Here is a 7,267-nt window from a genome sequence, read left to right on the forward strand (position 1 = left end):
GCATACCTAACGGGTATACATGGCCTCTGACCCGGGCGACGATGCCCGTGCCGGTGTACAGGGAGGAACCTATGCGGTGGATACACGCCGCCGGTAGGGGCCTCCTCGCACTGCTGGTGGTTCTGACCGGATACGCGGCCTCCGGAGTGCAGGCCGGAGAGGCAGGCGGGCGCGGTCCGCTGACCCTCGCCACCGCAGGTGATCTCACCGGCTATCTCGGCCCGCTGCTGGAGGGCTGGAACCGCACGCATCCCGGTGAGCGGGTCACCCTCGTCGAGCTGCCGGACTCCGCCGACGAGACCCACGCCCAGATGACCACCGACCTGCGGGACGACGGGCGCGGCCGGTTCGACCTCCTCAACATCGACGTCAACTGGACCTCGGAGTTCGCGGCGGCGGGCTGGATACGGCCGCTGCCGCGCGAGAGCTTCCCGCTGGACTCCTTCCTGCCCCCGGTCGTCGACACGGCGACCTACGACGGACGCCTGTACGCCGTCCCCTACGTCACCAACGCCGGTCTGCTCCTCTACCGCAAGGACGTCCTCGCCGCGGAGGGCCTCGAACCGCCGCGCACCTGGGCCGAGTTGGAGCACCTGGCGAAGACCGTCGCCCCGGAACACGGACTCGACGGATACGCGGGCCAGTTCCTGCCGTACGAAGGGCTCACCGTCAACGCCGCCGAGGCCGTCTACTCGGCGGGCGGCTCCATCCTCGGCGGTGAGGGTGAGCGCGTCACCGTCGACTCGGCAGCCGCGCGGGAGGGCATCGGGTTCCTGGCGCGCGGGGTGCGCGAGGGCTGGATCCCGCAGCGGGCGCTGGCCTACAAGGAAGAGGAGTCCAAGCAGGCCTTCCAGGACGGCCGCCTGCTCTTCCTGCGCAACTGGCCCTACGCCTATGTCGTCGCCGACGCCGAGGGCTCGCCGGTCGCCGGGAAGGTCGGCGCCGTGCCGCTGCCGGGTCCGGACGGGCCGGGCACCAGTGTGCTCGGCGGCTCCAACCTGGCCGTCTCCACGCACGCCCGGCACCCCGACTCCGCCGCGCGGCTGATGGCGTACCTGACCAGTGAACCCGTGCAGCGCCAGGTGCTGACGCGGGGTGCGCTGCCGCCGGTGCGGGCGGACCTCTACGAGGATCCGGAACTCATCAGGGAGTTCCCGTACCTTCCGACGCTGCGCGAGAGCGTGCTCACGGCCGCGCCGCGCCCCAAGAGCCCGCGATACGACCAGGTCAGCCTGGTCGTGCAGGCCGTGGTGCGGGACGCGATGACCGGGCATGCCACGCCCGAGTCGGCGGTCCGGCGGCTGGCACGCGAGCTGGCGGCGATCTCTCGATAGTTACTTGTTAAGTAACGCAGACGTCTCATTCGGGCCCTACGGGGCCCTTTTTCATTGACACCCCCAGGTTGCCGATACCTAACATGCATACATGTTGAGTAAGTACCGCTGGTGGCGTGACGCGGTGATCTACCAGGTCTACGTCCGCAGCTTCCTGGACAGCACCGGTGACGGAGTCGGCGATCTCGCCGGGGTCCGGGCCGGGCTGCCGTACCTGAAGAAGCTGGGCGTCGACGGGATCTGGCTGAGCCCCTGCTACCCCTCGCCGCAGCACGATCACGGCTACGACGTCGCCGACTACCGCGACGTCGACCCCCTCTTCGGCGACCTCGCCGAGTTCGACCTGCTGATGGCGGCCGCCCGGCGGCTCGGCATCAAGGTGCTGCTGGACATCGTCCCCAACCACTGCTCCAGCGAGCACCCCGCGTTCCGCGCCGCCCTCGCCGCGGCTCCCGGCAGCGCGGCCCGCGCCCGCTTCCACTTCGCCGACGGCCGGGGCCCGGAGGGTGCCGAGCCGCCCAACAACTGGCACGCCATGTTCGGCGGCCCGGCCTGGACCCGCGTCGAGGACGGCCAGTGGTACCTGCACATGTTCACGCCGGAGCAGCCCGACTGGAACTGGCGCGACCCGGAGGTCGGTGCCGACTTCGAGGAGACGCTCCGCTTCTGGCTCGACCGGGGCGTCGACGGCTTCCGGATCGACGTCGCCGCCGGCCTCTTCAAGCACCCGGACCTGCCCGACTCCGACGACCCGGAGGCCGACGCCCGCACCCGCGACTCGGTCAACCCGCTCGCCTGGAACCAGCCCGAGGTGCACGAGGTGTGGCGGCGCTGGCGATCCGTCTGCGAGGAGTACACCGCCCGCGACGGCCGCGAACGGCTCCTGGTCGGCGAGGTGTCCGTGCCGACGGCCCGCGAACACGCCCAGTACGTCCGCGAGGACGAACTCCACCAGGCGTTCTTCTTCGACCTGCTCGGCGCCCCCTGGGACGCGGACGCCTTCCGCAAGGTCATCTCCGAGGCCATGCAGGACATAGCCGGCACGGGATCGACCGTCACCTGGGTGCTCAACAACCACGACCAGGTCCGCACCGTCACCCGCTACGGCGAACCCGCACCCGAGAGCAGTGGCCTCGGCCCCGCCCGCGCCCGCGCCGCCGCGCTGCTCATGCTGGCGCTGCCCGGGGCCGCGTACATCTACCAGGGCGAGGAGCTGGGCCTGCCCGAGGTCGTCGACCTGCCCGACGACGTGCTCACCGACCCGATCTTCCGGCGCACCGGCAGCCGGGCCCGGATCCGCGACGGCTGCCGGGTGCCGCTGCCCTGGTCGGGACAGGCGTCGCCGTTCGGCTTCACGTCCGGGGTCGAGGGCGCCAAGCCCTGGCTGCCGCAGCCCGAGTGGTTCGCCGAGCACGCCACCGACCGGGCCCTCGCCGACACCCGCTCCTTCTGGCATCTGTACCGCGACGGCCTCCAACTGCGCGCCTCGCTGCCCCAGTTGGGCGAGGGCGAACTGCACTGGCTGGACGCCACACCCGGCGTCCTCGCCTTCTCCCGCGGCGACGGGCTCGTCTGCGCCGTCAACTTCGGCACCGCCCCCGCCCCCGCGCCGGTCTCCGGCACCCCGCTGCTGTCCAGCGGCCCCTGCACGGCCGGCGTACTGCCCGGCTCCACGGCCGCCTGGTGGCTCGGCGAACTCTGATTCCCGTCGACCTCGCCGAGTTCTGATTTTCCGTCAATTCCCCATCCTTTGAAGGGACATCAAAGATGATGCGACGACGCTCCACCCTCATCATGAGCTGCACCGCCCTCGCCCTGGCGCTCGGCGCCACCGCCTGCGGCGGCGAGCCCGTCTCGGCCGGCGGCGGCGACCAGTCGCTCGGCGGCCAGACGGTCACCGTGGCCGGGGTCTGGTCCGGCAGCGAGCAGAAGAACTTCCAGAAGGTGCTCGACGCCTTCACCGAGAAGACCGGCGCCAAGACCCAGTTCGTCTCCACCGGCGACAACGTCTCCACCGTCGTCGGCAGCAAGATCGAGGGCGGCAACGCCCCCGACGTCGTCATGGTCCCGCAGGTCGGCGTCCTCAAGCAGTTCGCCCAGCAGGGCTGGCTCAAGCCCCTGTCGAAGCAGACCGAGAGCGCGGTCGACGCCAACTTCGCGAGCGTCTGGAAGAGTTACGGCACCGTCGACGGCGCGTTCTACGGCCTCTACTTCAAGGCCGCCCACAAGTCGACCGTCTGGTACAGCCCCGAGGCCCTCGAACAGGCCGGGGTCGAGCCGCCGCGCAGCTTCGACGCCATGATCGAGGCGGGCCGCACCGTCTCCGACTCCGGGCTCGGCGCGTTCTCCGTCGCCGGACAGGACGGCTGGACGCTCACCGACTGGTTCGAGAACGTCTATCTCTCCCAGGCCGGACCCGAGAAGTACGACGCCCTCGCCGCGCACGAGCTGAAGTGGACCGACGCCAGCGTGGTGAAGGCGCTCACCACCCTCGGCACGCTCTTCAAGGACGAGCAGCTCATAGCGGGTGGCCGGGACGGTGCCCTGAACACCGACTTCCCCGGCTCGGTCGAGCAGGTCTTCGGACCGAAGGCGGAGGCCGGCATGGTCTACGAGGGCGACTTCGTCGCGGGCGTCGCCAAGGACCAGTTCGGCCGGTCCATCGGCGACGACGCCAACTTCTTCCCCTTCCCGGCAGTTGAGGGCGGCGAGGCACCGGTCGTCAGCGGCGGCGACGCGGCCGTCGTCCTGAAGGACGGCAAGAACCAGAAGGCCGCCCAGGCGCTGGTGGAGTTCCTGGCGACGCCGGAGGCCGCCGAGGTGTGGGCCGACGCGGGCGGCTTCCTCTCCCCGAACAAGGCGCTGGACTCCGCCGCCTACAGCGACGGTGTCACCCGGGCGACCGCCAAGTCCCTGATCGCCGCCGGGGATTCGGTCCGCTTCGACATGTCCGACCAGGCACCCGCGGCCTTCGGCGGCACCAAGGGCACCGGCGAGTGGAAGATCCTCCAGGACTTCCTGCGCGACCCCTCGGACCCGAAGGCGACCGCGGCGAAGCTGGAGGCCGCGGCGGCCAAGGCGTACAAGGGCTGACGCACCATGACCGCGACCCTCGTGAAGTCGACGAGCCCCCCGCCGCACGCGCCGTTGCCCCAGCGGGCCCGGCGCCTGAAGCGGCGCGGGCGGATCGTCGCCCTCCTCTTCGTCCTCCCCGCGCTGCTGCTGCTCGGCGCGCTCGTCGTCTACCCCGTGCTGTTCTCCATCGGCCGCAGCTTCTTCGACGCCTCCGGCACCGAGTTCGTGGGCGGCGAGAACTACTCCGAGATGTTCCGCGACCCGGCCACCCTCAAGGCCGTCCGCAACACCGCGATCTGGGTGGTGGTGGCCCCGGCCCTGCTCACCGGTCTCGGCCTGATCCTCGCCGTGCTGGTGGAGAAGGTCCGCTGGGCCACCGCCTTCAAGCTGCTGCTGTTCATGCCGATGGCGGTGTCCTTCCTGGCCGCCGGCATCATCTTCCGGCTCGCCTACGACGAGGACCCCGACAAGGGCGTCCTCAACGCCGCCGCGGTCTCCGTCCATGACGCTCTCAAGGGGACCTCGGCGTACCCGACGGCCCGTGCTCGTGACGGCCAGGGCCTGACACAGGGCGCGGACGGCTCGTACGCGGCCAACGCCTCGGTCGGCGAGTCGGTGGCGCTCGGCCTGGTCGGTGTCCCGCCCAAGGAACTGCCCGCGTCCGCGAAGCCCGCGCGGGAGGCGGCCGCCGCGCCCGGTGAACTGAGCGGCGTCGTCTACCTGGACTTCACGCCCGGTGGGGGAGGGGAGGAGGGCAAGGTCGACCCGCGGGAAAGCGGCCTGCCGGAGATCGAGGTCGAGGCGGTGCGCGACGGTCGTACGGCCGCCACGACGACCACCGCCTCCGACGGCACCTTCCGCTTCGCCGACCTGGAGCAGGGCTCCTATGACGTACGGCTCCCTGCCTCGAACTTCGCCGCGCCCTATGAGGGGATCTCGTGGCTCGGGCCGGTGCTCGTCACCCCGGCGATCATCGGGGCGTATCTATGGATCTGGACCGGGTTCGCGATGGTGCTGATCGGGGCCGGGCTCGCGACGTTGCCGCGGGACGCGCTGGAGGCGGCGCGGATGGACGGGGCCAATGAGTGGCAGATCTTCCGGAAGATCACCGTGCCGTTGCTCGCGCCCGTGCTGACCGTGGTGTTCGTGACCCTCGTGATCAATGTGATGAAGGTCTTCGATCTCGTCTACATCATCGCGCCGGGGCCGGTGCAGGAGGACGCCACCGTGCTCGCCACGCAGATGTGGCTGGTGTCGTTCGGCGGCGGCAACAACCAGGGGCTCGGCAGCGCGCTGGGCGTGCTTCTCCTGCTCCTCGTCGTCCCCGCCATGGTCTTCAACCTCCGCCGTTTCCGAAGGAGTCAACGATGAACGCGGTCCGCCGTGCCCTCGGGAGCAGTGCGGTGCAGGTCTTTCTGGTCTTGGTCGGCCTGGTGTGGGTGACCCCGCTGGCGGGGTTGCTGATGTCCTCGCTGCGGTCGGCCGAGGACACGGCGCGGGGTGGCTGGTGGACGGTGTTCTCCAGCCCCGGCCAGCTCTCTCTCGACAACTACTCGGCGCTGCTGGAGAACGCGGGGATCACTCGGGCGTTCTGGAACACGGTGCTGATCTCGGTGCCGACGACCGTGTTGGTGGTGGTCCTCGCTGCGCTCGCCGGATACGCCTTCGCCTGGCTTGACTTCCCCGGTCGGGACGCGGTTTTCCTGGTCGTGGTGGCGCTGTTGGTGGTCCCGGTGCAGGTCGGGCTGCTGCCGGTGGCCAAACTCTTCGGTCAGCTGGGGTTGTTCGGCACGATTCCCGGAGTGGTGCTGTTCCATGTCGCCTACGGGCTGCCGTTCGCGGTGTTCCTGTTGCGGAACTACTTCGCCGAGTTGCCGAAGGAGATGCTGGAGGCTGCGCGCATGGACGGGGGCGGGGAGTGGCGGATCTTCACGCGGCTCGTGCTGCCGGTCGGACGTCCCGCGATCGCCAGTCTCGCCATCTTCCAGTTCTTGTGGGTGTGGAACGACATGCTGGTCGCCCTGCTCTTCGCAGACAGCTCGTCCCAGCCGCTGACCGTGGAACTCCAGTCCCAGATACGGCAGTTCGGCAGCAACATCGATGTGCTGGCGCCGGGGGCTTTTGTGTCGCTGGTGGTGCCGGTGGTCGTCTTCTTCGCGTTCCAGCGGCACTTTGTGCAGGGGGTGATGGCGGGTTCGGTGAAGTAGGTTTTCGCCCCCGCCGCCCCTACCCTCCCCCAGAGGGGGGACCCCACCGTCCCTCTCGGGCGCGGGCGAGATCCAAGCCCCGGCAGCAGGTGCACAGGGCCGCCAGCGCACCCGGTGGCTGTTGGACGCGGCGGCGGCTTCCCAGCTGCCGCGGTCGCTGTACCCGCCGGCGTCGCCGTGAGTCGGGGGCGCCGGGGGTTGATTCGCCCCCCGCCGCCCCTACCCGTCCCATCCCAGGGGGCTTGCCCCCTGGACCCCCGCTCCTCAAACGCCGGAGGGGCTGTCTTTAGCCCGTCCGGCGTTTGAGGACGAGGCCCCTTCAGGGCCGAGGCGGGGGTCGTGGGGGCGGGCAGCCCCCACGGGGACGGTGGGGTCCCCCCTCTGGGGGAGGGTAGGGGCGGCGGGGGCGAAAACCTACTTCACCGAACCCGCCATCACCCCCTGCACAAAGTGCCGCTGGAACGCGAAGAAGACGACCACCGGCACCACCAGCGACACAAAAGCCCCCGGCGCCAGCACATCGATGTTGCTGCCGAACTGCCGTATCTGGGACTGGAGTTCCACGGTCAGCGGCTGGGACGAGCTGTCTGCGAAGAGCAGGGCGACCAGCATGTCGTTCCACACCCACAAGAACTGGAACTAGCTAGCTAG

The 7,267-nt window shown here is 70.2% G+C and carries 5 protein-coding genes and 2 pseudogenes; 6 read left to right on the forward strand and 1 reads right to left on the reverse strand.

All coding sequences use genetic code 11. The features are described from left to right. Nucleotides 1-71: 71 nt before the first annotated feature. From BN159_RS32430 to BN159_RS45405, 6 genes and pseudogenes are all read left to right on the forward strand, one after another. Nucleotides 72-1,334 (forward strand): ABC transporter substrate-binding protein, encoded by a 1,263-nt coding sequence (locus BN159_RS32430; protein ID WP_015661258.1) that lies wholly within the window; start codon nucleotides 72-74, stop codon nucleotides 1,332-1,334. Nucleotides 1,335-1,425: 91 nt separating this feature from the next. After that, entirely contained in the window at nucleotides 1,426-3,036 is a 1,611-nt protein-coding gene (locus tag BN159_RS32435) for a glycoside hydrolase family 13 protein (RefSeq protein ID WP_015661259.1), read from the forward strand. Between the two features lie 65 nt (nucleotides 3,037-3,101). Further along, nucleotides 3,102-4,427 carry an ABC transporter substrate-binding protein gene (locus tag BN159_RS32440; RefSeq protein WP_015661260.1) on the forward strand — a complete coding sequence of 442 codons (1,326 nt, stop codon included), beginning with the start codon at nucleotides 3,102-3,104 and terminating at the stop codon, nucleotides 4,425-4,427. A 6-nt stretch (nucleotides 4,428-4,433) separates the two neighbouring features. Continuing rightward, complete coding sequence (locus BN159_RS32445; protein WP_015661261.1) at nucleotides 4,434-5,780, forward strand: carbohydrate ABC transporter permease; 1,347 nt, start codon at nucleotides 4,434-4,436, stop codon at nucleotides 5,778-5,780. Continuing rightward, on the forward strand, nucleotides 5,777-6,616 hold the full coding sequence (locus tag BN159_RS32450) for a carbohydrate ABC transporter permease (protein ID WP_015661262.1): 840 nt from the start codon (nucleotides 5,777-5,779) through the stop codon (nucleotides 6,614-6,616). Before BN159_RS32445 ends, BN159_RS32450 begins: the two co-directional genes overlap by 4 nt. Nucleotides 6,617-6,665: 49 nt before the next feature. Then, a pseudogene (locus BN159_RS45405) lies at nucleotides 6,666-6,797 on the forward strand (6-phosphogluconolactonase); the annotation flags it as partial. A gap of 233 nt (nucleotides 6,798-7,030) precedes the next feature. Here BN159_RS45405 and BN159_RS32455 read toward each other — a convergent pair. Further along, nucleotides 7,031-7,255 (reverse strand): annotated as a pseudogene (locus BN159_RS32455) (carbohydrate ABC transporter permease); the annotation flags it as partial. Nucleotides 7,256-7,267: the final 12 nt, after the last annotated feature.

It is taken from the genome of Streptomyces davaonensis JCM 4913 (genome assembly GCF_000349325.1).
GTDB lineage: Bacteria > Actinomycetota > Actinomycetes > Streptomycetales > Streptomycetaceae > Streptomyces > Streptomyces davaonensis.